This is a genomic window from Bittarella massiliensis (ex Durand et al. 2017), assembly GCF_017566145.1.
Taxonomy (GTDB): Bacteria; Bacillota; Clostridia; order Oscillospirales; family Ruminococcaceae; genus Bittarella; species Bittarella massiliensis_A.
The window spans coordinates 1-225 of the sequence record NZ_JABFCL010000183.1 but is presented as its reverse complement, the minus strand read 5'-3'; the positions used below and the strand labels follow the sequence as shown (position 1 = coordinate 225).

The window sequence follows — 225 nt, the reverse complement described above, 5'->3', positions numbered from 1 at the left end:
GATGTGACTGTGTACGAGTCCATCGATCCGTCTGTGACCTCCATCTTTGTGGGCTATGAGACACTGATCCACACGTCAAAAGTGACAGTGCTGACAACAGAGAGCGAAATTACCGATGCACTGACCGAAGGGGTAGAGGGAACGATCTTTGTCGAGGAGACGCCATTCTATGCCACAAGCGGCGGACAGAATGCGGACCATGGCGTGATTACGTCTGAGGATGGA

General features: G+C 52.4%; 1 protein-coding gene. It reads left to right on the top strand.

The window, feature by feature from the left end:
- Positions 1-225, top strand: a 225-nt coding sequence (locus HJY11_RS13975; protein ID WP_208076501.1) for an alanine--tRNA ligase-related protein, incomplete at both ends; no start/stop codon positions are given.